Source organism: Bradyrhizobium genosp. P (assembly GCF_049949265.1).
Taxonomy (GTDB): Bacteria; Pseudomonadota; Alphaproteobacteria; order Rhizobiales; family Xanthobacteraceae; genus Bradyrhizobium.
The window spans coordinates 8,204,566-8,230,458 of sequence record NZ_CP188195.1 but is presented as its reverse complement, the minus strand read 5'-3'; the positions used below and the strand labels follow the sequence as shown (position 1 = coordinate 8,230,458).

General features: G+C 64.5%; 20 protein-coding genes and 1 pseudogene. 13 read left to right on the top strand and 8 right to left on the bottom strand.

Annotated elements, in window-relative coordinates:
* Nucleotides 1–20: 20 nt before the first annotated feature.
* On the bottom strand, nucleotides 21–1,358 hold the full coding sequence (locus ACP2YO_RS39515) for an ATP-binding protein (RefSeq protein WP_426436598.1): 1,338 nt from the start codon (nucleotides 1,356–1,358) through the stop codon (nucleotides 21–23).
* Nucleotides 1,355–2,017, bottom strand: a complete 663-nt coding sequence (locus tag ACP2YO_RS39510) for a response regulator transcription factor (protein WP_426436596.1) — start codon at nucleotides 2,015–2,017, stop codon at nucleotides 1,355–1,357. The genes ACP2YO_RS39515 and ACP2YO_RS39510 overlap by 4 nt, the downstream gene beginning before the upstream one ends.
* Nucleotides 2,018–2,257: 240 nt before the next feature.
* Between ACP2YO_RS39510 and ACP2YO_RS39505 the strand changes: the two genes are divergently transcribed.
* From ACP2YO_RS39505 to ACP2YO_RS39490, 4 genes are all read left to right on the top strand, one after another.
* Nucleotides 2,258–3,007, top strand: coding sequence for a hypothetical protein (locus ACP2YO_RS39505; protein ID WP_426443430.1), 750 nt, complete (start codon nucleotides 2,258–2,260; stop codon nucleotides 3,005–3,007).
* A 70-nt stretch (nucleotides 3,008–3,077) separates the two neighbouring features.
* On the top strand, nucleotides 3,078–3,482 hold the full coding sequence (locus ACP2YO_RS39500; RefSeq protein ID WP_426436594.1) for a hypothetical protein: 405 nt from the start codon (nucleotides 3,078–3,080) through the stop codon (nucleotides 3,480–3,482).
* A 70-nt stretch (nucleotides 3,483–3,552) separates the two neighbouring features.
* Nucleotides 3,553–4,347, top strand: a complete 795-nt coding sequence (locus ACP2YO_RS39495) for a hypothetical protein (RefSeq protein WP_426436592.1) — start codon at nucleotides 3,553–3,555, stop codon at nucleotides 4,345–4,347.
* 120 nt (nucleotides 4,348–4,467) lie between these two features.
* Nucleotides 4,468–5,196, top strand: coding sequence for an SDR family oxidoreductase (locus ACP2YO_RS39490; RefSeq protein WP_426436590.1), 729 nt, complete (start codon nucleotides 4,468–4,470; stop codon nucleotides 5,194–5,196).
* A gap of 356 nt (nucleotides 5,197–5,552) precedes the next feature.
* Here the strand turns inward: ACP2YO_RS39490 and ACP2YO_RS39485 are convergent, their stop codons facing one another.
* From ACP2YO_RS39485 to ACP2YO_RS39475, 3 genes are all read right to left on the bottom strand, one after another.
* Complete coding sequence (locus ACP2YO_RS39485) at nucleotides 5,553–5,930, bottom strand: response regulator transcription factor (RefSeq protein ID WP_426436588.1); 378 nt, start codon at nucleotides 5,928–5,930, stop codon at nucleotides 5,553–5,555.
* A complete protein-coding gene (locus tag ACP2YO_RS39480; protein WP_426436586.1) occupies nucleotides 5,927–6,793 on the bottom strand; it encodes a S1C family serine protease in 867 nt (288 codons plus the stop codon). The genes ACP2YO_RS39485 and ACP2YO_RS39480 overlap by 4 nt, the downstream gene beginning before the upstream one ends.
* A gap of 106 nt (nucleotides 6,794–6,899) precedes the next feature.
* Complete coding sequence (locus tag ACP2YO_RS39475) at nucleotides 6,900–7,913, bottom strand: AraC family transcriptional regulator (RefSeq protein WP_426436584.1); 1,014 nt, start codon at nucleotides 7,911–7,913, stop codon at nucleotides 6,900–6,902.
* Between the two features lie 263 nt (nucleotides 7,914–8,176).
* Between ACP2YO_RS39475 and ACP2YO_RS39470 the strand changes: the two genes are divergently transcribed.
* The 3 genes and pseudogenes from ACP2YO_RS39470 to ACP2YO_RS39460 all read left to right on the top strand — a co-directional run bounded on the left by ACP2YO_RS39470 (nucleotide 8,177) and on the right by ACP2YO_RS39460 (nucleotide 11,363).
* The gene (locus tag ACP2YO_RS39470; RefSeq protein ID WP_426436582.1) at nucleotides 8,177–8,626 is read left to right on the top strand and encodes a cupin domain-containing protein; all 450 of its coding nucleotides are present in this window, start codon (nucleotides 8,177–8,179) and stop codon (nucleotides 8,624–8,626) included.
* Between the two features lie 119 nt (nucleotides 8,627–8,745).
* Nucleotides 8,746–10,208: pseudogene (locus tag ACP2YO_RS39465) on the top strand (flavin-containing monooxygenase).
* An 87-nt stretch (nucleotides 10,209–10,295) separates the two neighbouring features.
* Nucleotides 10,296–11,363, top strand: a complete 1,068-nt coding sequence (locus ACP2YO_RS39460) for a maleylacetate reductase (RefSeq protein WP_426436579.1) — start codon at nucleotides 10,296–10,298, stop codon at nucleotides 11,361–11,363.
* Nucleotides 11,364–11,373: 10 nt separating this feature from the next.
* On the opposite strand, the gene ACP2YO_RS39455 is transcribed toward ACP2YO_RS39460, so the two are convergent.
* A complete protein-coding gene (locus ACP2YO_RS39455; RefSeq protein ID WP_426436577.1) occupies nucleotides 11,374–12,828 on the bottom strand; it encodes a GH1 family beta-glucosidase in 1,455 nt (484 codons plus the stop codon).
* Nucleotides 12,818–13,813: a glycoside hydrolase family 16 protein gene (locus ACP2YO_RS39450; RefSeq protein ID WP_426436575.1), complete on the bottom strand. Its 996-nt coding sequence runs from the start codon at nucleotides 13,811–13,813 to the stop codon at nucleotides 12,818–12,820. Before ACP2YO_RS39450 ends, ACP2YO_RS39455 begins: the two co-directional genes overlap by 11 nt.
* Nucleotides 13,814–14,013: 200 nt before the next feature.
* Here ACP2YO_RS39450 and ACP2YO_RS39445 point away from each other — a divergent pair, with 200 nt between their 5' ends.
* The 6 genes from ACP2YO_RS39445 (at nucleotide 14,014) to ACP2YO_RS39420 (ending at nucleotide 24,556) form a co-directional block, all read left to right on the top strand.
* A complete protein-coding gene (locus ACP2YO_RS39445; RefSeq protein WP_426436573.1) occupies nucleotides 14,014–16,680 on the top strand; it encodes a M1 family metallopeptidase in 2,667 nt (888 codons plus the stop codon).
* 70 nt (nucleotides 16,681–16,750) lie between these two features.
* Nucleotides 16,751–18,403: an acetolactate synthase large subunit gene (locus ACP2YO_RS39440; RefSeq protein ID WP_426436571.1), complete on the top strand. Its 1,653-nt coding sequence runs from the start codon at nucleotides 16,751–16,753 to the stop codon at nucleotides 18,401–18,403.
* Nucleotides 18,404–18,527: 124 nt separating this feature from the next.
* The gene (gene pgm / locus ACP2YO_RS39435) at nucleotides 18,528–20,168 is read left to right on the top strand and encodes a phosphoglucomutase (alpha-D-glucose-1,6-bisphosphate-dependent) (RefSeq protein ID WP_426436569.1); all 1,641 of its coding nucleotides are present in this window, start codon (nucleotides 18,528–18,530) and stop codon (nucleotides 20,166–20,168) included.
* Between the two features lie 100 nt (nucleotides 20,169–20,268).
* Nucleotides 20,269–21,150, top strand: a complete 882-nt coding sequence (locus ACP2YO_RS39430; RefSeq protein WP_426436567.1) for an NAD-dependent epimerase/dehydratase family protein — start codon at nucleotides 20,269–20,271, stop codon at nucleotides 21,148–21,150.
* Nucleotides 21,143–22,018 (top strand): dihydrodipicolinate synthase family protein, encoded by an 876-nt coding sequence (locus ACP2YO_RS39425; protein WP_426436565.1) that lies wholly within the window; start codon nucleotides 21,143–21,145, stop codon nucleotides 22,016–22,018. Before ACP2YO_RS39430 ends, ACP2YO_RS39425 begins: the two co-directional genes overlap by 8 nt.
* A 207-nt stretch (nucleotides 22,019–22,225) precedes the next feature.
* Nucleotides 22,226–24,556, top strand: coding sequence for a xanthine dehydrogenase family protein molybdopterin-binding subunit (locus ACP2YO_RS39420; RefSeq protein WP_426436563.1), 2,331 nt, complete (start codon nucleotides 22,226–22,228; stop codon nucleotides 24,554–24,556).
* 129 nt (nucleotides 24,557–24,685) lie between these two features.
* Here the strand turns inward: ACP2YO_RS39420 and ACP2YO_RS39415 are convergent, their stop codons facing one another.
* On the bottom strand, nucleotides 24,686–25,882 hold the full coding sequence (locus ACP2YO_RS39415) for an acyl-CoA dehydrogenase family protein (protein ID WP_426436561.1): 1,197 nt from the start codon (nucleotides 25,880–25,882) through the stop codon (nucleotides 24,686–24,688).
* Between the last annotated feature and the right edge of the window lie 11 nt (nucleotides 25,883–25,893).

The window sequence follows — 25,893 nt, the reverse complement described above, 5'->3', positions numbered from 1 at the left end:
CCGCGGGCGTCAAGCTCTGCTTACGCCGTACCGGAGGCCTCCTTCGGCAGATCGTCCACGAGCGGCAGACGAACCGTCACGCGCAGCCCGGAACGATCGGTCCCGGCAATGTTGTCCAGCGCGATCCCGCCTCCGAGCCCTTCCACAACGCGCTTCACGATCGACAGGCCAAGACCGCTTCCTTCGCCCTCCGGACTGGAGCCCCGAAAGAACGGTTCGAAGATCCGTTCCAGGTCAGACGATGCGATGCCGGGCCCGGTGTCCTCGATCTGCAGGATCGCCGCCTCGTCCTCCCGATAGATGCCGATGTCGATGCGTCCCGTGCGTGGCGTCACGCGCAGCGCGTTGTCGATCAGATTGCGCACCATCGTCGCGAGCATCACCGGCTCACCTCGTACGATGAGGGGTTCGACAAGCTGGAAACCGAGATCGATCCCGCGATCATGCGCCTGCGGCAACAGATCGGCGACGACTTGCTTGACCGCGCTGTCGAAAGCGACCAACGGCATCTTACCTCGTGCGGCTGGAGCGGCCTCATAGCGGGCCAGCGCGAGTAATTGCTCGAGCAGATGCTTGGTGCGCTGCATGCCCTGCCTGAGCGCCGCAACGCGACCGCAAGCTTCCCCGGGAAGGTCGACCGATCCGAGGTTTTCCGCTTGCAGGCTGAGCGCGGTAATCGGTGTTCGCAATTCGTGGGCGGCATCAGCGACGAACCGCCGCTGCTGATCCACTAGCAGGCCTACGCGCACCAGCAATTCGTTGATGGAGTGGATGAAGGGGTGCAACTCGCTCGGCGTGCCGGCCAGCGGCAGCGGAATGAGATCATCAGCGCGTCTGGCATCGAGATTTCCGGCCAATCGGACCATCGGCCGCAGCGAGTGCGCGATCACGATCGCCGTGACCAACATCAGGCAGGGAATCAGCGCGGCAATCGGCAGCACCGTGCGGAACGCCATATCGCGCGCGGTATCGTCACGAACCGCGGTCGGTTGCGCGACGGCGAACCTGCTGCCGTCCGGCCGCGTCCGCAACAGCACCCGGATCGGTTGCCGCTTTCGCGTGGCGAGATGCAAGCCGTCCGTCACGCCGAACAGCTGACGGTCGTCGGCCGGGCCACGCGGCGTCTGTCCCAGCTCGATCAGCCAGACATCGGTGTCCTCTTCGACGCCCGGCAGGGGTTGGCTGCCGGCAAAGCTGCCGTTCTGAGCCAGGCTCGCCAGCTGGATCAGGACCGAATCCTGCAACTCGGCGGCCTCCCGGAACGCCCAGCTGTAGACCAGCAGGCTGCCGGTCAGGCCTGTCAGGATGATGATTACGGTCAGCCCGAGGAACAGGCGTCCGCGCAGCGACCTGATCATGACGGGCGGTCCACCATCCAGCCGACCCCGCGCACGTTGCGGATGGCCGTCGTGCCGAGCTTCTTGCGAATCGTGTGGATCAGGAATTCGATTGCATTGCTCTCGACCTCCTCGTTCCAGCCGTAAATCTGACGCTCGAGCTCGCTGCGCGACAGAATGGTTCCGGGCCGCGCCATCAGCGCCTGGAGCAGCGCGAACTCGCGTGCGGTGAGGACCGCGCTCTCGCCCGCAAAAGATGCCTCGCGCGTGGCCGGGTCGAGACTGAGCTTTCCATTGTGCAGAAGCGGCGTAGCACCGCTGCCTTCGCGCCGGAGCACGGCGCGCATCCGTGCCAGCAGCTCGCGAATCTCGAATGGCTTGACCAGATAGTCGTCGGCACCGAGATCGAGCCCGTCGATCCTGTCGTCGATGCTGTCGCGCGCGGTCACGATGATGACGGGGAGTCTGCGGTCAAGCGCACGCATCCGCCGCAGCACCTCGCGACCGTCGGCCTTTGGCAGCCCGAGATCAAGCAGAGCAAGCTCATACGCTTCGCTCTCCGCCGCATGGATGGCGGTCTCGCCGTCGGTCACCCAGTCGACCGCGTAAGCTGCGTCCCTCAGCGCCTGCTGCACAGCCGAGCCGATCATCCTGTCATCTTCGATCAGCAGAACGCGCATCCTTCGATCCTCGTCCGTGGGCCGGAACCGGACCGCACAGTTCTTGTGGGTCAGACTTAGCCCAGACTTAGGGCGGCGTCGCGCACTGCTGGACTTGCCGAAAAGCTTGTCCGGGCCGTGCAGGACGTTCCGTCTAAGTCGCACCTAAGTCGGCCGTGGCCATGATCTCGGCGTCGCTTGTGAACAAATGATTACCCGGAGAACGCCGTGTCCACGATCTCGCTGGTCCGCTCATCGCCGATGCTGAACAAGGTTCCGGAGGTCACCCTGATCTTCTGGGCCATCAAGGTCCTCTCAACAACAGTTGGCGAGACCGGCGCCGACTATCTCGCAGTCCATGTCGGGCTGGGGGCAAACGTGACGACGGCATGCATGGCGTCCCTGCTGCTCGCCGCGTTGATCTTGCAACTGCGCACCCGGCGCTACGTTCCCTCGATCTATTGGCTGACGGTGGTGCTGGTCAGCACTGTCGGGACCGAGATCACCGATCTTCTGACCGACAGGCTGGAGATCAGCCTTTACGTCAGCACGGTCGTGTTTGCCTGCACGCTGGCCGTAACGTTCGCGATCTGGTTCGCCGTCGAACGCACGCTGTCGATCCGCACGATCGCGACCACGCGCCGCGAACTGTTTTACTGGGCTGCCGTTCTAGTCACCTTTGCGCTGGGCACCGCCGCTGGAGATCTGGCAACGGAGGCGCTCGGCCTGGGCTTTGGGCTCGGCGTCGTCGTGTTCGGGGTCCTGATCGCCTTTGTTGCCGTCTTCTATACGCTCGGCGTCAATCCCGTCCTCACGTTCTGGCTGGCCTACATTCTCACCCGGCCGCTTGGCGCCTCGCTCGGCGATCTGTTGTCGCAATCGCGAAACTACGGCGGCGTCGGCCTCGGTACCGTCAATACCAGCCTCGCCTTCCTGACCATGATCATCGCGCTTGTCGCCTGGGTGACCTTCGAGGGCGAACACAGCGAAGGCGCCGATCCTGCGCGGTGACCTCTGCTTCCAACCGTTTTTCACCAGAAGCCCGGGCGATGTCGCGCGGGCCGCAACGAGGAGAGTGAGCATGAAAAAATTGATACTCGCGTCCACCATCGGTGTACTGAGTCTCATGTCAGGCGAGCCGCACAGGCATGCGGACGGCGGCGTTTCCTTCGTGCCGTCAGCCGAAGCCACAATGTCCTCGAAACTCGGCGACCTCTCGCCATTCCGCGCCGTCGTCGTCGATGTCGCCGCGTTGATCGACAAGGGCGATCTCGCCGGCGCCAAGAGCAGGATCAAGGATCTCGAGGTCCAGTGGGACGACGCCGAAGCGGCCCTGAAGCCGCGCGCCGCCGCCGATTGGCACAAGGTCGACAAGGCGATCGACCGTGCGCTCGATGCGCTGCGTGCGGCAACGCCGGACGCCCTCAAATGTAAACAGACCATCAGCGAATTATTGTCGATGATGGATTCCGCTGGAAAGTCCTGATGTAGGCTGTGCCCAGCCTTCCAGCCGAAACGACTTCGCCCATTCCCTGTCAACAACATGATGCGATGCCATGACTGCTTTGAATTCCCACGACGTGCGAGACACTTTCACAAAGGTTCCCGAAGTCACCCTCGTCTTCTGGATCATCAAGATCGCCGCAACCACGCTCGGAGAAACTGGCGGAGACTCCGTGACGATGACCCTGGATTGGGGGTACCTGGCTGGAACGGCGATTTTTTTTGGCGCACTCATCGTCCTGGTCGTGGTGCAGATTCTCGCCCGGCGCTTCCATCCGTTCCTGTACTGGGCGACGGTCGTTGCCTCGACAACGTTCGGCACGACCATGGCTGATTTCGCCGATCGGTCGTTGGGAATCGGCTATACCGGCGGCTCGTCGCTGCTGCTCGGACTACTGCTGGCGACGCTGGTTCTCTGGTATTTTGTCGAGGGGTCGATTGCGGTGGAGACCGTGACCCGGCCGAGGGTCGAGGCATTCTATTGGGCCGCGATCACATTCTCCCAGACCCTGGGAACAGCGCTTGGAGACTGGATGGCCGACACGACGGGCCTTGGCTACGCGGGCGGCGCACTGGTCTTTGCGGCCGGACTGGCCATCCTTGCAGCGGCCTATTTCTGGACGAACACCTCCCGGGTGGTCTTGTTTTGGGCCGCGTTCATCCTGACACGGCCGCTTGGCGCGACCGTCGGCGATTTCCTCGACAAACCGATCGATCATGGCGGGCTGGCGCTCAGCCGCCCCATCGCTTCAGCTGTGATCGCCGTCTTCATCCTCGGCTGCATCCTGATCCTGCCCGGGCGCGCAGGACGACATCCCGGCGAAACACAGCTAGGCACCACAAGCTAGCAATTGGCGCGGCCAACTGGATCATTAGCCCCACCGCGGACAGGCCTTTGCCCCGACAAGGCCGCTTGTGGTTGCTATAATGCGATGCGTGGTGTGGTGACCTCAGTAAGGTGAAGACCTATGGCGAGAGAACTGGAAGGCAAGGTTGCCGCCGTGACCGGGGCTGCGTCGGGCATCGGATTGGCCAGCGCCGAGGCGATGTTGGCGGCGGGTGCGCGCGTGGTGATGGTCGACCGCGACGAGGCCGCGCTGAAGGCGCTTTGCAGCAGGCACGGCGACGCCATGATCCCGCTGGTCATCGACCTGCTCGATCCCAGGGACTGCGCGACGCTGCTGCCCAGGGTGCTGGAGCAGGCGGGCCAGTTCGACATCCTGCATGCCAATGCGGGGACCTATGTCGGTGGCGACCTGGTCGATGCCGATACCGGCGCGATCGACCGGATGCTGAACCTGAATGTCAACGTCGTGATGAAGAATGTGCACGATGTGCTGCCTCATATGATCGAACGCCGGACCGGCGACATCATCGTCACGAGTTCGCTGGCGGCGCATTTTCCGACGCCATGGGAGCCGGTCTATGCATCGTCCAAATGGGCGATCAATTGCTTCGTCCAGACGGTGCGGCGCCAGGTCTTCAAGCACGGCATCCGCGTCGGCTCGATCTCGCCGGGACCGGTCATCAGCGCACTGCTCGCGGACTGGCCGCCCGAGAAGCTGAAGGAAGCCAAGGAGCAGGGAAGCCTGCTGGAGGCCAGCGAAGTCGCCGATGTCGTCATGTTCATGCTGACGCGGCCGCGCGGCATGACCATTCGCGACGTCGTCATGCTGCCCACGAATTTCGATCTTTAGGGGCATCCTCGCTCGAGCGAGTCGTTAGCTCGCGATGGTGATCTGCAGCCCAACCCCATCTGTCATCGCCCGGCCTTGTGCGCAATTGCGCACTGGGACTGGGCGACCCAGTACGCCGCGGCCCATCGCCTCAATCACAACCGTCTCTGGAATACTGGATCGCCCGGTTAAGCTGGGCGACGACACCGAGGGTTGGCAATCTGATCGTCCGAGCCGAATCTGCCCCGTCATTGCGAGCGGAGCGAAGCAATCCATCCTTCCGCGTGCGCGGACCGATGGATTGCTTCGTCGCGGCGCCTGTCATCGGGCGCGCATTTGCGCGACCCGTTGGCTCCTCGCAATGACGACAGAATATCTCACAAATTGATCACCCCGCGCCGCGCCGCGTGTGCGACGGCGTCGGTGCGGCCGGTGGCGTCGAGCTTGTCGAGCAGCGAGCCGACGTGAAATTTGGCGGTGTGGACGGAGATGCCGAGGCGCCGTGCGATCATCTTGTTCGACGCACCCTCGGCCAGCAGCGCCAGCACATCGAGTTCGCGCGGCGTCAGCTCGAAGTCGCCGGGCGAACCCGCCGCCTCCCGATCGCGCGAGACGATTACGGCCACGGCCGGCTCTCCCGGTGCTGCGAGGCGCAACCCGGCGACGCCGTCAAGCAGCGTCGCCAGCCGGTCGGCGAGGGCCGGATCGTCGATCTGAAGCGAGATCACGACGTCAGGCGCGGTCTCCTTGCTCACGTCTCCGGCCTTTCGCCGATCGTCACCTTGAAGTGCAACGGCTCGCCGCCGCGATGGATCGTGAGGTCGACGACCGTTCCGACGCTCTGCGGCCCCAGGCTCCGCGACAGCGCCCGTACGCCGGACAATTTCTCACCGTTGACCGCCACGATCACGTCGCCCTGCCGGATGCCGGCAGCGGCCGAGGGGCCGTTCTTGTCGACATTCATGACCATCGCGCCGATGCCGTCGTCGAGGCGGATCGGCTGCATGCCGAGGCCGAGATATCCGCGCGGGATGCGGCCGCTTCTCTCGAGCTGCGCTGCGACGCGCTCGATGGTAGCGGCGGGTATCGTCAGCACGCGCCGCGGACCCAGCACGGCCATGCCAAACGCTTCGCCTTCGGCATTCAGCGCCAGGCCGCCTTGCTGGCTGTGCCGCAGCCGGACGTCGAGCTCGACCCTGGCGTCGATCTCGCCGCCACGCAGGCTGCGCCAGGCCGCACCCGAGCGCGAGACCATGCCGAGCCGTGCGGTCGCGGCGCCGCCGTCAGTCGCGACGACGACGGCAAGCGATCCGAGCGCGGGAACGTTCGCCGAGAGCTTGACCGGGGCGATATCGCCGTCGAACCGCAGCAGCGCGATGTCGGTGGTGTGGTCGCGCCCGGCGATGGTCGCCTGCCGCCGGCTGCCGTCGGAGAGCAGGATTTCGACCTCGCCTTCGTCGGCCAGCGCCTCCTCGGCGGTGACGATGAGCCCGGGCTTCCAGACGAAGCCGGAGGCCCGCAGGCGGTGCGAATGCACGGAGACGATCGCCGGCGCTGCGCGCGCGACCGTCTCGGAAAGAGCCGACGAAAGGGAGGAGAGGGGGGTCTGTTCGGTCATGGAAAGCTCCTGTGGCTTTCCCCAATCTGGGATGTCACGGGCAATCCCGAAACTGGCCGGATGGGCAGGGTCCGGCGGGACCGGTAGGCTGGGGCGGACCTTGCGCTCAACTCAGCCGGCGCAGGGTCGCGTTTGGGCTCTCGCCGAACTTGGCGCGATAGGTGCTGGCCATGCGGCTGAGATGGGTGAAGCCGAGATCGAAGGCGATATCGACGATTCGCTCGCCCGGCCGCGCCGTCTTCAGCCGAGCGTTGAGCTGGGCGAGGCGGATGTCGAGCAGCATCTCGGAGATGGTGGCGCCGAAATGGCGGCGGAAGCCGATCTGCAGCGCGCGGATGCCGGTATCTGCGACGTCGGCGAGTTCGGCGAGATCAAGCGGTTCGGCTGCGCGCGTCTCCAGATAGGCCCGCGCCCGCTTCAGCGCTGCCGGCTGCGTTTCGCCGCGTCCGTTGAACACATCGATAGCGGAGCTCAGGCTGTGTCGTTGGCCGTTGAGCAGCGCGTTGAGAAACGGCTCGCGCCAGTTGGCGGCTGCGATCGCGGACAGGCGTTTCTGCGGTCCGACTTGCTCGAGAAGCGCGACCAGATGTTCCATTCCCGTCGTCAGCGTTTGCCCGACCGGATTTGTCAGATCGAGGGCCGGATCAAATTCGACCGGCCGTACGGCCGTGCCGCCAAGCGCGGCTGCGCGATGCTCCACCAGCTTGCGGTCGAGCAGCAGGATGAGCTGAGCGCAATCGCCGCGCCACGTCATTTCAGTCGGAATGGTCGGCGACAGCAGCGACGCCATCCGCTGCGGCCCCGTCGTCAGCTGGCGCGCGGCTGTCTTGACCGACGCCGAGCCGTGCAATGGCATCTGCAGCAGGAAGAAACGGTCGAGGCAGCCGGGGTTGATCGACACCGAACCGCCATAGGCGACGTAGTTGATGGAGAAGCCATCAAAGCCGGCGCAATTGTGAAGTGCGAAGAAATACCGTTCCGACCGATCGACCGGCGTCAGCTCGTGCGGGCAGAAGATGCGCCCGACCGCCTCAGCCGCGTCGTCGACGCGCATCGTGGAGACGCGGGCGAAATCCGTCAGCCTTGTCCTTGCCGAAACCTCGCTGCTCGTCGCAATCACGCCGGCCGTCCGGAGTTGTTTGAGGTCTAAAACATCGACAGCCTAATGCATCCTCCCGGAAAGGGAAACGCGGTTTCGTTGCGCAGTCTGCCCGATCGGCGCGCAGGTCAGTGCGGGCGCCTTGGGCACATCACGGACGGCGGCGCGATTTCGCATCGCAACATGGTCCTGCCGGCTTGCGGATTCGTTTATCGGCTAGACAGCCAAGGTGGCCGGCGACAGGTTCAGGCTCCGCAATGCGCATCCAATCTGGAGAGGCTGACATGGGCACGCTCGAACAAGGCATCACGCCAAACGGCACCGGTTACGGCGGCAAAACCTGGAATATCCTGGGCCAGGTCTATTATCCGAAGGCGGTCACCGACTCGACCTTCGCGTTCGAGACCAATAGCGATCCCGGCCAGTTCGTGCCGGTGCACATCCATCCGACCCAGGAGGAGTTCATTCTGGTGCAGGAGGGCGTGCTCGACCTCAAGCTCGATGGGGTCTGGGTCCAGGCCAAGGCCGGCGACCTCGTGCGCCTGCCGCGCGGCATTCCGCACGGCTATTTCAACAAGTCGGACAAGCCGGCGCGGGCGCTGTTCTGGGTCTCGCCGATGCAGAAGCTCGAAGCGTTGTTCGAGAAGCTGCACAATCTGCAGGACCCCGCCGAGGTCGTCCGCATCTCCGCCGAGCACGAGGTGGATTTCCTGCCGCCGGAAGCCAACGACTAGGCTGGGACTAAAGCAGATACCGCGCACGCGATACACGGCTCGCCGGAGCAACCTCCGGCGATGACGGGGACGCGTGCGCTCAAGGGAATGGACCAGTTCACTCATCGCGGAGCGGTTTCATGGTCAAGCAGAAGCATGTGTGCGTCATCGGTGCCGGTGTGTCGGGGCTCGCCGCCGGAAAGGCCTTTGCCACCCGCGGCCACAAAGTCACGATCGTCGAGCGCAGCGGCGATCTCGGCGGCGTCTGGGAGCCGGCACGCGCTTATCCCGATGTGCAGACCCAGAGCCCGAAGGAGCTCTATCGCTACACCGACAAGCCGATGCCGGAGACCTATCCGGAATGGCCGAAGGGCCCGCAGGTCCATGCCTATCTGCGCGACTACGCCCGTAGTCACGGGCTCGACGGTGCGATCCGCTTCAATACCAAGGTTGAGGCCATGAGCCGTCGTGCCGACGGCAAGCCGGCTGGACCCTCGCGCTGCGCAGCCCCGATGGCGCCAGCGGCCATGAGGACTTCGATTTCGTCGCGGTCTGCACCGGGCAGTTCAACGAGCCGCAGACGCTGCAGCTGGCGGGCGAGGACGGCTTCAAGGCGCAGGGCGGCCAGATCCTGCATTCGTCGCAATATGGCGATCCTGATCTTGCCAAGGGACGCAAGGTGGTCGTGCTCGGCGGCTCGAAATCGGCAACCGACATCGCGGTGAACATCGTCTATCGCGAGCCGGTCTGGCGGATTCCGTATTTCATCGGCGGACTCGTCAACTTCAAGCGCATCCTCTACGTCCGCGCCCAGGAGGAGATGTTCCGGAGCTGGGGCATCGGGCCGATGTCACGGCTAGCGCACGCCATTGTAAAGCCCTTCGTGTGGGCGAACTGGCGTGGGCTGGAAAGCATGCTGAAGCTACAGCTCAAGCTGAAGCAGTGCGACATGGTGCCGAAGCAGCGAATCGAGGACGGCGTCAACTGTTCGGTGCCGATTGCGACGCCCGGCTTCTATCCGATGGTCGCCGATGGCCGCATCAAGGCGGTGCGTGGCACGTTCGATCACTATGACGGCAAGACCATCGTCATGAGCGGCGGCCAGCGCATTGCCGCCGATGTTGCGGTGCTCGCGATCGGCTACAAGCTCGGCGTGCCGTTCCTGCCCGACGCCTATCGGGCGAAGCTGGTCGAGCCCGACGGGCAATATCGACTGTATCGCCTGATCGCCAATCCTGATCTGCCCGACATGGGCTTCGTCGGCTTCAATTCGAGCTTCTGCACGGTGCTGTGCGCTGACCTCGCCGCAAACTGGCTGGTGCGCTACGCCGATGGCCAGCTCGCACACCAGCCGAGCGCAGCCGAGATGAACGACAACATCGCGATGATGCTGCGCTTCAAGCGAGTGGAGCGTCCGGCGGCGGGCGTCTATGGCGGGCTATGCGTCGCGCCCTACCATTTCAAGCATTTCGACGAGCTGCTGGCTGACATCGGCACATCATCGCGCCGCCGCAGCCCGCTCGTCGAAAAATTCACGCCGCCCGACGCGGACGCCTATGCGCGGTTCCTTGCGACCGCGCCCGACTACAAGGCGGTGGCGTAGGGGTGTCGTTGACTGGACCAAGGCGATAAGTGGAACAGCTGTGCCGTCCGACGGCGGTTTTCTCCGGAGGGCAACAAGGAAATCCCGATGTCGCAGTCATTCACCTACCAGGTCAGCCCGATGCGGGTCGTGTTCGGGGTCGGCACGATCGCGCACCTGGCAGACGAACTCGATCGTCTCGGCATCACGCGCGCGCTGGTGCTCGCGAGCCGGCGGCAGCAGGCCGAGTTCGGCGATCTCGCGTCGTTGACCGGCGGCCGCGTGGCGGGCGTGTTCGACGGTGCGGTGGTGCATACGCCCGTTGCGGTGACCGAGCGCGCGATGGATGTGGTTCGTGAGCTGAAGCCCGATGGCGTGGTTGCGATCGGCGCGGGGGCTGCGACCGGGCTCAGCAAGGCGATCGCGCTGCGTACCGACCTGCCGCAGCTGATCCTGCCGACCAGCTACGCCGGTTCCGAAATGACGCCGGTGCTCGGCGAAACCGTCGACGGCGTCAAGACCACGCAGTCATCGCCGAAGATCCTGCCCGAGGCCGTGATCTACGACGTCAACCTGACCCTCTCGATGCCGGCAAAATTCTCCGCGATCTCCGGCCTCAACGCGATCGCGCACGCCGCTGAGGCGCTGTATGCACGGGACGGCAACCCGATCACCGCGCTGATGGCGGAGGAAGCGATCGCCAGGCTGGCATCGTCGTTGCCGGAAGTGGTTGCGCGGCCGCGTGATCTCGATGCACGCTCGGACGCGCTCTACGGGGCCTGGTTGTGCGGCGTCTGTCTCTGCACCGTCGGTATGGCGTTGCATCACAAGCTCTGCCACACCGTCGGCGCGCTGTTCGACCTGCCGCATGCCAAGACCCATGCGGTGCTGCTGCCGCATACCATCGCCTACAACACGCCGGCTGCCCGCGAGGCGATTGGCCGTGCAGCCAGGGCGCTTGGCGCGCGGGATGCGGCTGACGGGTTGTTCGAACTATCGGCAAAGCTCGGCGCGCCGCGCTCGCTTGCCGAGATCGGCATGCCGGAAGACGGGATCGACAAGGCCGCGGCGCTTGCGACCAAAAATCCCTACTGGAATCCGCGGCCGATCGAACAGGCCGCCATTCGCGATCTGCTCAAGCGGGCATGGGCCGGTGCACAGCCGCAGGCCGGATAGGACATCAGCGTCACACCCCGATCGCGTTGCGCGCGATCACGTCGCGATAGAACGCTGCGCTCAGCTTCGGCACGCGCGCCTGGGTGGCATAGTCCACCCGGTACAGGCCGAAGCGCTTCTCATAGCCATAAATCCATTCGAAATTGTCCATCAGGCTCCACAGGAAATAGCCGTGGACCGGGACGCCTTCGGCGGTGGCGCGCTGCAGCTGGGCGAGATAGTTGCGCAGATACATGATGCGGTCGAGATCGTAGATCTGCCCATCGGGCTGGACCTTGTCCTCACCAGATGTTCCGTTCTCGCTGATATAGATGCTCTTGAGATTCCAGATTTTCGCTGCGATCCGCGGCGCCCAGTAGATCACCTCCGGCGCGATCCGCAGCCAATCTGAGTTCATGTGCGGGAACGAGGCGGGCATCGGCAGCGGCTTCCAGCCGGGCTTGTGGTCGCTCGCGACGATGTAGAGCTGCGGTGAGTAGATGTTCAGCCCGACGAAGTCATTGGGCTCCGAGATGATCTTCAGCTCTTCAGCCGTGAATTTGGGGGCATCCGCACCGGCATAGGCCAGGAAGCCTTCGGTGTATTTGCCGTCGAGAACGACGCCGAGGAAGCCGGAATTGAATTCGCGCGTCGCAATCTCGGTGGCGCGAATGTTCTCAGGTGTGTTGATCGCGGGCACGCAGGTGGTGATGTTCTCGGCCGGGCCGACCCGGGTGCCGGCGCGCCCTTTGGCGCGGATCGACTGCACCGCAAGGCCATGCCCGAGCGCGACATGGTGGCGCGCCTGGTTCACCTCGGCCGGCGGCAGCGTCAAGCCGGGTGCGTCGACGCCGAGGGCGTAGCCGAAGGGGAGGAAACGCCCGACCTCGTTGACGGTGAAAATATTCTTCACACGATCAGTGAGCCGCTCCGCCACATAGCCCGCGTAATCGGCGAACGCCTTCGATGTGTCGCTGGAGCGCCAGCCGCCGACGCGGTCCTGCAACGCCTGCGGCAGGTCCCAGTGATAGAGCGTGGCGTAGGGTTCGATGCCGTTCGCGAGTAGCTCGTCGACCAGGCGATTGTAGAAGTCGAGGCCTTTCGGGTTCGGCGTGCCGGTGCCGTCCGGAAACACCCGCGGCCACGCGATCGAGAAGCGATAGGCCTTGGTGCCGAGATCCTTGATGAGACCGACGTCCTCCTTGTAGCGGTGATAATGATCGTTGGCGCGGTCGCCATTGCTGCCGTCCTCGATCTTGCCCGGCGTGTGGGCGAACGTATCCCAGATCGAGCGGCCGCGGCCGTCCTCGTCGACCGCGCCTTCGATCTGGTAGGACGACGTAGCCGTGCCCCAGAGGAAGCCGGAGGGAAAGCTTGCGCCGTCCGGCCGCGGCGCGCTCTCCGTCGCCTGCGCGGGGGTCGACAGGCCGAGCGCCGAGAGGCCGGCAAGCCCGGCAAACTGCCGACGTGAAAATCTATCGGACATTGCTGGCTCCCGCGAAGGTCATGTCGATCTGGTAGGCGGAGATGCGGTCGATCTCGAAATTGACCGTCACCGGGGACTCGCCGTCGACAAAGCCGACGCCGATGAAGAATTTTGATCCCATCGCAAGATTGACGATCATGTACATCGGATCATCGAATCCGACCGGCACGCTGATATCGGACACCGGCTTGCGGTCGATGAAATAGATCAGGCGGTCCGGCTCCCACAACACACCATAATTGTGAAAGTCGGCCTCGGCTCCGGGGACGGTGAAATCGAAGCCGCAGTGTTCGATCTTGCCGGTCGCGGGAATCCGCCAATGCGTGGTCATCACGAGGTCGCCGGGTCGCTGCCCGCGTCCCTCCACCACGTCGGCCTCGGGCGGCCAGCCGCCGTCGTCGGCCAGCATCCAGAACGCCGGCCACACGCCGGTCCCGATCGGGATTTTGGCGCGAATTTCGAAATAGCCGTATTTCTGCGCGAAACTGCCCTGGGTGGTCAGGATGCCTGAGATGTATTCGTTGTTGAACAGCACCGCCTTCATGTCGGGTGGCGTGCGCCTGGCCGTGATCGTGAGCACGCCGTTCTCGACATGGAACGGATCGAGGCCGAGCGGGGTCGTGCCGCGCCCGGCGTAGCGTGGATCGACATAGATCTGCTGCTCGCCATTGGCGCTGGTCTTGCGCTTGAAATCAGAGCCGTCGCCGCCCCAGTAGCGCGCCTCCGGCCATGCGGCGCCGCCGGCGTAATGCGGCACCCATCGTCCGCTCGACAGCGGATGCTCGTCGAAATCGTCGTTGAAGGTGCGGTGCATCGGCAGGAAGGACAGTGAGGTTGCGCCTTGTGTGCCGATCTGGCGGCACTGGATTGTCGCAGGATCGGTCGTAACGGGCAGGGTTATTTCGAGCGGGGCGCTGTCCGAATCGGCCAAGGCCGGCACGATTGCCGCAACAAGACCGATCGTGACCAGAAATCGCATCGTCATTCGTCGGTCATCAAATGCCTGGGCAACAAACCGGGAAGCCCACGTTAGTCTCTCATCCCGCTGTCGGGCAACAAGCAATGCAGGCTGGGTCGCGCGGTTGTCAGTTTCATCGCGGCGTTTTCTCCCCTAGATTGCCGATTGTGTCATTCGTTTCCGGGATGACCTTTGAATCCCTCGAAGCCTCGTGTGAGTCGCTCACAATGAACAAGCCTGCAGGCCACTTCCGGTGGACGTCTCTGCGTCGTGTTGCCACGGGGGCTGCCCTGCTCCTGTCGATGGTTGCGGGTGCCTTCGCCGAGCAGACATTCTCCTTCGACGCGACGCCCGGCAAGCTGCCGAAGTCCGTCATTCCCGTGAGCTATACGATCGAGCTGACGGCGGATTTCACAACCCTGGCCTTGCCCGGTGTCGAAACCGTCGAAGTCGAGGTGCGCGAGCCTGTCGCGCAAGTGACGCTGAACGCGGTCAATACGGCGTTTGGTGACGTCACCGCCGATGACGGCGCGCAGCGTGCGGCGGTGGTGACCGATACCGCGGCGCAGACCGCGACGCTGACCTTCGCGCAGCCGATCGCGGCAGGCCGGCACAAGCTTCGCATCGCCTTCACGGCGCAGATCAACAAATTCGGCACTGGCCTGTTTTCGGTCGATTATCCGACCAAGGACGGCATGAAGCGGCTGATATCGAGCCAGCTGGAGCCGGCGGATGCCCGCCGGATCTTTCCGTGCTGGGACGAGCCGGCGTTCAAGGCGACGTTTGCGCTGACCGTCGTGATCCCGAAGAATCTCCTGGCGGTCGGCAACATGCCGGTCGCGAGCGAAGAGGCGGTCGCCGACAATCTCAAAAAGGTCTCCTTTGCGCCGACGCCGAGGATGTCGAGCTATCTCTTCGTGCTCACCGTGGGCGAACTCGAACGTGTCACGGCGGACGCCGATGGCGTGACGGTCGGCGTCGTCACGACAGAAGGCAAGGGCGGGCAGGGCCGGTTCGCGCTCGACAGCGCAGTGAAGCTGCTCGGCTACTACAACGACTATTTTGGCGTGAAATATCCGCTGCCGAAGCTCGACCTGATCGCGGTGCCCGGCGGGTTCGGCGGGGCGATGGAGAATTGGGGCGGCATCACCTTCTTTGAGAGCCGGCTGCTGTTCGACCCCGCGACCAACGCGGAAACCGCGCGGCGCGGCATCTTCGGAATCATCGCGCATGAAATGGCGCATATGTGGTTCGGCGACCTCGTCACCATGGCCTGGTGGGACAATCTCTGGCTCAATGAAGGTTTCGCCAGCTGGATGTCGACCAAGGCGTCCGAACAGTTCTACCCGCAATGGCAAAGCTGGCTGAACGGTTATGGCGCGAAGCAGTTTGCCATGACGCTCGACGCGCGCCGCACCTCGCATCCGATCCAGCAGCCGATCGCCGATCACAGCGAGGCGGTCACGGCGTTCGACGCCATCACCTACAGCAAGGGCGAGGCGTTGATCCGCATGCTCGAGAATTATCTCGGCGAGCAGGCGTTCCGTGACGGCATCCGCAAATACATGGCCGCGCATGCCTACAGCAACAGCACGACAGCCGATCTTTGGCACGCGCTGGAAAGCACAGCGGGCAAGAAAATCACCGGCGTGGCCGCATCCTTCACCGAACAGGATGGCGTGCCGCTGGTCGTGGCGGAGACGATCTGCGACGGCGCCTCGCAGCGCCTGACGCTGCGGCAGGACCGGTTCGTAATCGCGCCGGCCAACGCGGCCGCGCTACCGGCGCACGACTGGCAAATCCCGGTGGCGGCCGGGCCGGTGGGCGGCAAGCCCTTCGCGGATATCCTGCTGCAGGGCAGCGCTGATGTACCGGCCGGCGCCTGCGGCGATGCGATCAAGGTCAATCTCGGCGACATCGGCTATTACCGCGTCGAATACGGCCCGAAGAACCGCGCCGCGCTGCTGAACGCGTTCGCGCCAATGCAGGTCGACGACCGGCTCAACATCGTCACCGACAACTGGGCGCTGGTGCAGGCCGGCCACGCCGAGCCATCGTCCTATCTCGCGCTGCTCGACGCGCTCGAGGTCGGCGATCATCGTGCGGTATGGGAGCAGGTGATCTCGTCATTTGCGGCGCTCAACCGCCTGTCACGCGACCGCGCCGAGCGGCCGGCGATCCAGGCCTATGCGCGCGCGAAGCTGCGCCCGGTGTTCGACAGGCTCGGATGGGACGGCGGTGGCCCAGCCGATGATGACACCGCGCTGCTGCGCGCAAGCCTGATCAGGGCGCTTGGTGATCTCGGTGACGAGGCTGTTATCACCGAGGCGAAGCGGCGGTTCGCGGCCTTCCTGGTGGATCCCACCTCGCTTCCGAATGCGTTGCGCGACGCCGTGGCCCATCTGGTCGGCATCACGGCCGACCGGGCGACCTATGACACGCTGCTGGCGCTCGCGCGCGAGAGCACGGTCACCAATGAGCGGCTGCGCTATTATTTTGCCGCCGCCAGCGCCCGCGATCCCGAACTGGCGCAGGCGACGCTGGCGTTTACGTTGACCGCCGGGTTGCCCAGCACCATCGTTGGCGGCATGATCGGCACGGTTGCGTCCGCGGGCGAGCAGCCGCAGCTCGCCTGGGATTTCGTCCAGAAGAACTTTGACACGCTGCTGGCGAAGCAGGGACCAAACTTCCGCGACCAGTTCGTCCCCAATTTCATGACCAATTTTACCGATCCAGCCCACGCCGCCGAGCTTGCCGCCTTTGCCCCGTCGCAATCGACCGGCGGCGGACGGCTGATGGTGGGGCGGGCGTTGGAAGCGATCGCGATCTCGGGTGACCTCCAGGCACGCGTGCTGCGCCAGGTCGCTGAATGGATCGGGGCACACAAGCCCTGAGGGACTCCCCGACAGCGTGCGATGCGGCTATGCTCGGCCGGCAGCATGCAATCAAAACTGCGAGGCTAAGATGGTCAAAGGTTCCGATTTGCTGGTCGCTGCTCTCGAAAACGAGGGTGTGGAACGGGTGTTCGGTGTTCCCGGCGAGGAGAATCTCGACGTCGTCGAAAGCCTGCGCAAATCCTCGATCAAGCTGATCGTCACGCGCCACGAGCAGCCCGCGGCGTTCATGGCGGCGACCTATGGCCGCTTGACCGGCAAACCCGGCGTGTGCATGACCACGCTCGGTCCCGGTGCGCTGAATCTCGCGACCGGCGCTGCCTACGCGTTGCTTGGCGCGATGCCGATGGTGATGATCACGGGCCAGAAGGGCATTCTGAGCAGCCGGCAAGCCAAGTTCCAGATCGTCGATATCATCAACACCTTCCGTCCGCTGACCAAGCTGTCGGTTCAGATCGTCAGCACCATGACCATTCCGACCCTGGTCCGCGACGCGTTCCGGCTCGCGATGCAGGAGCGGCCGGGCCCGGTGCTGCTCGAACTGCCGGAGGACATCGCGGGTGAAGAGGCGGAGCCGGTAGCGATGATACCGCCGCATCCGATCGAGATTCCGGTGGCGCACGCGGCTGCGCTCGATCGCGCTGCCGACATGATCCTCAAGGCGCAGCGCCCGCTGATCATGCTCGGCGCAGCCGCGTCGCGCCCACGCAGCACGGCTGGAATCGGCGATTTCGTTCGGCGCACCAGGATTCCGTTCTTCACCACCCAGATGGGCAAGGGCACGGTGTCCGGCGGCACTAATCTGTACATGGGCACCGCCGCACTGAGCGAGCGCGACTACGTGCACGAGGCGATCGACCGCGCCGACCTGATCATCGCGATCGGTCACGACACGATCGAGAAGCCGCCCTTCATCATGGGCCCGAAGGGCCCGCAGGTGGTTCACGTCAGCTACACGGCGGCGAATGTCGAGCAGGTCTACTTTCCGCAGTGTGAGGTGATCGGCGACGTCGGCCCGAGCCTCGAGCTGCTGGCTGACAGGCTGGAGGGACGGCTCCCCCACGCCAGCGCGCTGCAGAGCCTGCGCGAAGGCATCCTGGCAAAGATCGGCGACCGCGCCACGGAAGGGCACTGGCCGCCAACGCCGCAGCGCATCGTGCACGATGTGCGGCAGGTGATTCCCGAAGACGGCATCGTCGCGCTCGACAACGGCATGTACAAGATCTGGTTCGCGCGCAACTACCGCACGCTGCTGGCGAACTCACTCCTGCTCGACAATGCGCTGGCGACCATGGGCGCCGGCCTACCGTCGGCGATGATGGCTGCGATGCTCTATCCGAAGAGCCGGGTGCTCGCGGTCTGCGGCGACGGCGGCTTCATGATGAACTCGCAGGAATTGGAAACCGCTGTCAGGCTCAAGCTCAATCTCGTGATCCTGATCCTGGAAGACTCCGCCTACGGCATGATCCGATGGAAGCAGGCGGTCGATCATTTCCCCGATTTTGGCCTCACCTTCGGCAACCCGGATTTCGTCAAATACGCCGAGAGCTATGGTGCCAAGGGCTCCCGCATCGAGAGCACGGAGGCGATCGTTCCGACGCTGGAGCGCGCTTTCGCGGGCGGCGGTGTGCATCTCGTCGTGGTTCCGGTCGACTACACCGAGAACAAGCGGGTACTGGTCGACGAACTCCGCGAGAAGGTGGAGCAGATCGACGTGTCGTAGCGCGTTGCCGCGGCAGCAAGGAACGAAGTGCCCCCGGCTTGATTGGAAGTAAGCCACCATGCTAGCACGCCGGGGCATACCTCATTCGTGTTGATGGCCGGCGATACCTGTTCTGGGAGGTCAAGTGACGACACCAAATCCCGCCGCCGGCAAACCTGTCGATCCCGCCTCGCTCACCAATGTGCCGCGGCTGGTCACGGCGTATTTCGCCGGCAAGCCTGACGCCAGCGATCCAGCCCAGCGCGTTGCCTTCGGCACCTCGGGCCATCGCGGCTCGTCGCTCAAGAACTCCTTCAACGAGGACCACATCCTCGCCACCACGCAGGCGATTTGCGACTATCGCCGCGAGGCCGGGCTGACGGGGCCGCTGTTTATCGGCATCGACACGCATGCGCTGGCCGAGCCGGCGCTCGCAAGCGCGGTGGAAGTGTTCGCCGCCAACGGCGTCGAGATCATGATCGATGCCCAGGCCGGCTACACGCCGACGCCGGTCATTTCACACGCGATCCTCAGCCACAACAAGGGACGCAGTACCGGGCTTGCCGATGGCGTCGTCATCACGCCGTCGCACAACCCGCCGGAGGACGGCGGCTACAAATACAATCCGCCGCACGGTGGTCCGGCCGATACCGACGTCACCGGGGTGGTCGAGAAGAACGCCAACCGCTACATCGAAGCCGGCCTCAAGGGCGTCGCGCGGATGCCGTATGAGCGCGCGCGGAAGGCAGCGACGACGCATCTGTATGACTACATCACGCCTTACGTCGCCGACCTCGGCAACACCGTCGATCTCGCGCTGATCAAATCCGCCGGCGTCAGGATCGGCATCGACCCGCTCGGCGGCGCCGCGGTGCACTACTGGCAACCGATCATCGCCCGCTACGGGATCAACGCGACCGTCGTCAATAACGCCGTCGATCCAACCTTCCGTTTCATGACCGCGGATTGGGACGGCAAGATCCGGATGGACTGCTCGTCACCTTATGCGATGGCGAGCCTGATCGGGATGCGCGACCGCTTCGACGTTGCCTTTGCGAACGACACCGACGCCGACCGCCACGGCATCGTGACCCGCTCGAACGGACTGATGAACCCGAACCATTTCCTCGCTACCGCGATCGCCTATCTGTTCGCGCACCGGCCGCAATGGAGCGGGAGTGCAGCGATCGGCAAGACCATCGTGTCGAGCTCGATCATCGATCGGGTTGCCAAGAAGCTGAATCGCAAGCTGGTGGAGACGCCGGTCGGCTTCAAATGGTTCGTCGAGGGACTCGGGAGCGGCGGATTCGGTTTTGCCGGCGAGGAGAGCGCTGGAGCTTCATTCCTGAAGCAGGACGGCTCGGTCTGGACCACCGACAAGGACGGCATCATCCTCGGTCTGCTGGCGGCGGAGATCATCGCAAAGACCGGCCGCGATCCGAGCGAGCTGTTCAACGAACTGACCGCCGAGCTAGGCGTTCCCTACTATGAGCGCATCGATGTCGCGGCGACATCAAAACAAAAGAGCGCGCTGAAGGCGCTCGGCCCCGAGCAGCTCAACATGACGCAGCTTGCCGGTGATCCCGTGCGCGCGGTCAGGACCAAGGCGCCGGGCAACGATCAACCGTTCGGCGGCATCAAGGTCGAGAGCGAGTCTGGCTGGTTCGCGGCGCGTCCGTCCGGCACCGAGGACGTCTACAAGATCTACGCCGAAAGCTTCCGCGGACCGGATCATCTGAAGCAGATCCAGGGCGACGCGCAAGCCGCGATCGCCAAGGTATTCTGAAGGCGCGGCCGGGGCAGACGTCATGCGTGTGCTGTTGACGGGCTCGTCCGGCTGGCTGGGGCGTTTTCTTGCACCGCGGCTGCGGTAGGCCGGCTACCGCGTGGTCGGCCTCGACGTCGTCCCGGGTGAGGCGACCGATGTCGTCGGCTCGATCGCCGAACGATCCGTCGTCGATCGGGTGTTTGCCGATCACGGTATCGAGGCCGTGATCCACGCCGGTGCCCTGCACAAGCCGGACATCGAGCGATTCCCGCCGCAGGCGTTTGTGGATGTCAACGTGACGGGGACGCTCAATCTGCTCCAGGCGGCCGCCGCTGCAGGCCACGACCGCTTCATCTTCACCTCGACGACATCCTTGATGATCTCGCAGGCGATCCGCGACGATGAGGGCTCTGCCGCCGTCTGGCTCGACGAGACCACAGGCCCGCTCGAGCCGCGAAATATCTACGGCATCACGAAACTTGCCGCCGAAGGGCTGTGCCGGTTGTTCAGCAAGGGGCATGGGCTGAATTGCGCGGTACTGCGCACCAGCCGCTTCTTCCCCGAAGACGACGATACGATCCGCGACATCCATGGCGAGAACCTGAAGGCGACCGAACTCATGTATCGCCGCCTGACGGTCGAGGACGCCGCTGAGGCCCATGTGGTGGCACTCGAGAAAGCCAGCGGCTTCGAGGTCTTTGTGATCAGCGCGCCGACGCCCTTTGCGCGCAAGGACGTCGCGGCGCTGAAATTCGACGCGGCTGATGTGATCGCACGCTATTTCCCCGATGCGCCGGCGCTGTTCGCGCGCCGCGGATGGCAGCTGCCGAAATCGATCGGCCGGATCTACGATTCCACCAAGGCCGAACGCCTGCTCGGCTTTCGCGCCAGCACCGATTTTGCCTCCGTTTTGCAGGCCTTGCGCACGGCGGCGCCGCTTCCCTTTGCGCACGATCCCGACTATGTCTCGCCGTCCACGAGGCTGATCGCAAATGGCTGATTTCCACGGCGTCTTCCCGTATCTGGTCTCCCCGGTCGATCCCGCCGGCCATGTCCGCACCGAGGTGCTGGGCCGGCTGTGCGACGATCTGATCAAGGCCGGCGTGCACGGGCTGACGCCGCTCGGCTCGACCGGCGAGTTCGCCTATCTCAACAATGCCCAGCGCGCGCAGGTCGTGCAGACCACCATCGAGGCCGCGCAGGGCCGCGTGCCCGTCGTCGCCGGCGTTGCCTCGACCTCGACGGCGGATGCGGTGGCGCAGGCCAAGGCCTATCAGAAGCGCGGCGCCAACGGCATCCTCGCGATCCTGGAAGCGTATTTTCCGCTCAGTGATGCCCAGGTCGAGGCCTATTTCCGCGCCATTGCCGATGCCGTCGACATTCCCGTCGTGATCTACACCAATCCGAACTTCCAGCGCTCTGATCTGACGCTCGACGTCATCGCGCAGCTCGCTGCCCATCCGCGCATCGGCTACATCAAGGACGCCTCGACCAACACCGGGCGGCTGTTGTCGATCATGAACCGTTGCGGCGACGGCTTGAAGGTGTTCTCGGCCTCCGCCCATATTCCGGCCGCCGTGATGCTGATCGGCGGCCATGGCTGGATGGCGGGCCCGGCCTGTATCATCCCGCGGCAAAGCGTCGAGCTCTATAACCTCTGCCGCCGCGGCCGATGGGACGAGGCTATAACGCTCCAGCGCAAGCTCTGGCGCATCAACGAGGCGTTCGCCCGCTTCAACCTCGCCGCCTGCATCAAGGCCGGGCTTGCGATCCAGGGCTACGACGTCGGCGACCCCGTGCCGCCGCAGGCCCCGCTCACGGCCGAGCAACGCAAAGTGGTCGAGGCGGCTCTGCGCGATCTGCATTGAAGCTGGCTTGCGCGTTGCATGTGCTCTCACCATCTGGTCATTCCGGGGCGATGCGTCAGCATCGAACCTCAGACGCGCAATTGCGCATCGGAGAATCTCGAGATTCCGGGTCTGGTCCTTCGGACCATCCCGGAATGACGGTGGCGTGTTGTCTTGCGGTGAAAATCCGCTAAAACCCGCCGAATTTCTGATATCAAGGACCCTCTGATGAACATTCTTCCCGGCAATATGCGTTTTGGTGCGGGCCAGCCGGTCAAGCGTTTGGAAGACCAGCGGCTGCTCACCGGGAAGGGGCATTTCATCGACGATAAACCGGAGGACGGGGCACTCTGGCTGCACTTGCTGCGCTCGCCGCATGCCCATGCCAACATCAAGTCGATCGATGCCAAGGCGGCGCTGGAGATGCCCGGCGTCGAGGCGGTCTATACCGGCGCGGACCTGGTCAAGGACGAAATCGGCACGCTGCCGACGCTCGCGATCTTCAAGCGGCCGGACGGCAAGCCGATGAGCGTGCCGCCGCGGCGCCTGCTGGCGCATGAGGTGGTGCGCTTTGCCGGCGAGGGGGTGGCGGCCGTCGTCGCGACCTCGCGGGTGCTGGCGCAGACCGCGGCTGAGGCGATCGAGGTCGATTACGAGATGCTGCCCTCGGTGGTCGATTCGGTCGAGGCGATCAAATCAGGTGCGCCCGCGGTCTGGCCGGAGGCGCCCGACAACATCGTGGCCGCGATGAGCTACGGCGATGCCGCCAAGGTCGAAGAGGCTTTTGCCAACGCCGCGCACAAAGTGTCGCTCGACCTGGTCAGCCAGCGCCTGGTGCCGTCGGCGATGGAGCCGCGCTCGACCATCGCGGAGATCGAGAAGAAGACCGGCCGGCTTATTCTGCACGTGCAGTCGCAGACGCCGGGGTCGACCCGCGACCTGCTCGCGGAATCGATCCTGAAGCGGCCAAAGGACAGCGTGCGCGTGCTGGTCGGCGATATCGGCGGCGGCTTCGGCCAGAAGACCAGCCTCTATCCTGAAGACGGCATCGTGGCTTACGCTGCCACAAAACTGAACAAGAAGATCCGCTGGCGCGGCGACCGCACCGACGAGTTTGTCGGCGGCACCCATGGCCGCGATCTCACCTCGACCGGCGAATTCGCGCTCGACGCCAGCGGCCGTGTACTGGCCTATCGGGTGCGCTCGATCGGCGGCACCGGCGCCTACTCGTCGGGCACCGCTAACATCATCCCGCTGGTACTTGGTCCGTTCGTGCAGACCGGTGTCTACGACCTGCCGCTGGTGCATTTCGAGGTGAAATCGGTGATGACCAACACCGCCCCGGTCGGCGCCTATCGGGGCGCTGGCCGGCCCGAGGCGGTCTTCATCGTCGAGCGGCTGTTTGACGCCGCCGCGCGCCAGATCGGGATGGATCCGCGCGCTCTCCGCAAGGTGAACTACATCAAGCCGGCGCAACTGCCCTACACCAATGCGGTCGGGCAGGTGTATGATTCCGGCGCCTTCGCGCACATGCTGGAGCGCGCGTCCGACCTCGCCGACTGGAACGGCTTTGCCGCCCGCAAGAAGGCAGCGAAGAAGAAGGGCCTGCTTTATGGCCGCGGCCTGACCAGCTATATCGAATGGACCGGCGGCCGCGCCCACACCGAGAAAGTCTCGCTGCATGCCACAGCCGAAGGCCGCGTGGTTCTCCATTCCGGCACGATGGCGATGGGGCAGGGGCTGGCGACCACCTACACCCAGATGGTCTCGGACTCGCTCGGCATTGCCATGGACCGGATCGACGTGATCCAGGGCGACACCGATCTCGCCACCGGCTTCGGCAGCGTCGGCTCGCGCTCGCTGTTCGTCGGTGGCACCGCGGTCGCGCTATCCAGCAACGACATGATCAACAAGGCGCGCGACAAGGCCTCCAACATGCTGGAGGCCTCGGTCGAGGACATCGAATATCGCGACGGCTTTCTCACCGTGGTCGGTACCGACAGGCGTATCAGCCTGTTCGAGATCGCGAAGAAGGAAGACGGCGCCAAGCTCTCGGTCGAGAGCGAAGGCGAGGTCGACGGGCCGAGCTGGCCGAACGGCACCCATATCTGCGAGGTCGAGATCGATCCCGAGACCGGCGTCACCAAGGTCGTGCGCTATACCACGGTCGACGACGTCGGCGTCGCCGTCAATCCGATGCTGGTCACCGGCCAGGTGCATGGCGGTGTCGCCCAGGGCATCGGTCAGGCGTTGTACGAAGGTGTGGCCTATAGCGAGGAAGGCCAGCTTCTGACCGCGAGCTATCAGGACTATTGCATCCCGCGTGCCGACGACATCCCGCCGATCAGTGTGACGCTGGACGATTCCGCGCCATGCAAGACCAATCCGCTCGGCGCCAAGGGCTGCGGTGAATCCGGTGCGATCGGAGGCCCGCCCTGCATCACCAATGGCGTGATGGATGCACTGAGCGAGCTCGGTATCAGCAGGCTCAACACGCCGCTGACGCCGTCGAAGATCTGGCAGGCGATTCGTGACGCCAAGGCGGGGGCGGCGGCGTAGGCTTCTGTCATTCCGGGGTGCGCGCCAGCGCGAACCTCAGATGCGCGATTGCGCATCGGGAATCTCGCGCCACCATCTCGAGATTCCGGGTTCATCGCTGCGCGATGCCTCGGAATGACGGTGGTGGCCTTACAGCCCCAGCACCATCTTCGCGATGATGTCGCGCTGGATCTCCGACGAGCCGCCGAAGATCGTGTAGGCGCGCCCGTTGAGATATTCCGGAACCACCGGCAGCAATTCCTCTGAAATCACCGGCTCGTGGTTCAGTCTGTAGAGCGGCCGCGCCGGTTCGACGGCGAGCCCGTCATTGCCGATCACATCGACGCCAAGCCGCGTCACCGCCTGGCGGATTTCGCTGTTCCGCAGTTTGAGCATCGACGACACCGCACCGGGATTTTGTCCGGTCTGCAGCGCCGACAGCACCCGCAGCTCCGTCATCTCGAGCGCATCGATATCGACCTCAACCTCCGACACCCGCATCGCGATGTCAGGATCATCGATGGCGCGGCCGGTGACGTCGGATTCAGCGAGTTCGGAGATCGTCCTCAGCGCCTCGCGCAGCTTCGCCGAAGCGATGCCGGAGCCACGCTCGAACTCGAGCAGATATTTGCCGTAGGTCCAGCCCTTGCCTTCCTCGCCGACACGATTTGCCACGGGAACGCGGACGTCGTCGAAGAACACCTGGTTGACCTCGTGGTCGCCGCCGATGGTCACGATTGGCCGCGTGGTGATACCCGGCGTTGTCATGTCGATCAGGATGAAGCTGATGCCGTCCTGCTGGCGTTCACCCTCATTGGTGCGCACCAGTGCAAACATGCGGTTGGCGTGATGCGCATGCGTGGTCCATATCTTGGTGCCGTTGATGATGTATTCGTCGCCGTCGCGCACCGCGCGCGTCTTCAATGACGAGAGGTCGGAGCCGGAGCCCGGTTCGGAATAGCCCTGGCACCAATAGTCCTCACCTGAGAGGATTCGCGGCAGGTAAAAGTTCTTCTGCTCCGGCGAACCGAAGCCAATGATGACGGGGCCGACCATCTTCACGCCCATCACGTTGACATTGGGCACGCCGGCGCGGGCGCATTCGGTCTCGAAGATCCAGCGTTGCGCCGACGTCCAGTCCGGACCGCCATGGTCCGCCGGCCAGCCCGGCGCACCCCAGCCTTTGCGGTGCAGCGTGCGCTGCCAGGCCATGCCGATGTCGGGATCGGAGAACACCGAAGGCGTCAGCGCGGTGGCGCGCTTCATTTCCGGCGTCAGGTTCGCCGCGATGAAGTGGCGTACCTCCTGCTCGAAGGCGCGTTCCTCGGCGTTGAAGGTGAGATCCATCTGACGCTCTC